Origin of the sequence: Mesorhizobium sp. M7A.F.Ca.CA.002.05.1.1, assembly GCF_003998335.1 — a bacterium.
Taxonomy (GTDB): Bacteria; Pseudomonadota; Alphaproteobacteria; order Rhizobiales; family Rhizobiaceae; genus Mesorhizobium.
Genome location: NZ_RZQI01001232.1, coordinates 1 through 1324, shown reverse-complemented (window position 1 = coordinate 1324; position 1324 = coordinate 1). Strand labels below are relative to the sequence as shown.

The following is a 1324-nucleotide window of genomic DNA, read 5'->3' as shown; positions in this document are numbered from 1 at the left end:
GCATGGCTGCGGCGGCGTCGGCCTGTCGGCGATCATGATCGCCAGCGCCATGGGCGCCAATGTCATCGCCATCGATCTCACCGACGAGAAACTGGATTTCGCCAAAAAGATCGGCGCCGTCGCCACCATCAATGCATCTACGACGCCGAACGTGGTCAAGGCGGTCAAGCAGATCACCAATGGCGGCGCGCATATGTCGATGGACGCGCTCGGCCACCCCACCACCTCGTTCAATTCGATATCCAATCTGCGCCGGCGCGGCCGCCATGTGCAGGTCGGCCTGATGCTGGGCGAGCATGCCCGGCCGCAGGTGCCGATGGACAAGGTGATCGCCTTCGAACTCGAAATCCTTGGCAGCCACGGCATGCAGGCCTACCGCTACCAGGCGATGATGGACATGATCCGCAACGGCAAGCTGAAGCCCGAACTGCTGGTCGGCAAGAGAATCAGTCTCGACGAGGCGCCCGCGGCCTTGATGGCGATGGGCGGCTTCGAGGGGATTGGTATTGGAGTGGTGACGAAGTTCTAAAGCGCGTCGCGTTTGAACGGATCCAGGCGACGCGCTTTAGGTCCTTGTTTTTATGCATGTCGTTCTCCCAAAACCGGGGCCACTTTTGGGCGACATGCATTGGGCGAGGACGGCACCGTCGTCAGGCGATCGCGCGTCGTGGCAATTCCTGCTTCGCGAATCGCTTGGCGCCTACGACGCAGAGCACGACGCCAAGCGTGACGACCACCATCAGCGGGCTGACCTGCTCGTGCAGCAGCGTCGCTGCCAGTGCCAATCCGAAAAATGGCTGCAGCAGCTGCAACTGCCCGACCGCGGCGATGCCGCCTTGCGCCAGCCCGCGATACCAGAACACGAAGCCGATCAGCATGCTGAACAGCGAGACATAGGCAAGCCCTATCCACGCCCTGACGCCGACGCCTTCGAACGATGGCGGCATGGTCATCAGCGTCAGCACCAGCATGATCGGCAGCGACAGCACCAGCGCCCAGCAGATCACTTGCCAGCCGCCGAGCTTGCGCGACAGCGCGGCGCCCTCGGCATAGCCCAGGCCGCAGGCGATGATGGCGGCCAGCATCAGACCATCGCCCACCGGCGAGGCCGTCACGCCCTGCGTCAGGGCAAAACCCGCGACCAGCGCGCTGCCGATGCATGAAAACAGCCAGAACGCCGGGCGCGGACGGTCGCCGCCGCGCAGCACGCCGAAGATCGCGGTCGCCAACGGCAGCAGGCCGACGAAGATGATGGAATGGGCCGTGGTGACGTGCTTGAGCGCCAACGCGGTCAGCAGGGGAAACCCGACAACCACGCCAAGTG

2 protein-coding genes are annotated in these 1324 nt (G+C 64.0%); one reads left to right on the top strand and one right to left on the bottom strand.

The features are described from left to right. On the top strand, window positions 1-529 hold a 529-nt coding region (locus tag EN939_RS34415; protein WP_164751525.1), incomplete at its 5' end, for a zinc-binding dehydrogenase. Between the two features lie 121 nt (window positions 530-650). Here the strand turns inward: EN939_RS34415 and EN939_RS34405 are convergent. Continuing rightward, window positions 651-1324: DMT family transporter (locus EN939_RS34405; RefSeq protein ID WP_164751524.1), on the bottom strand; the 674-nt coding region annotated here is incomplete at its 5' end.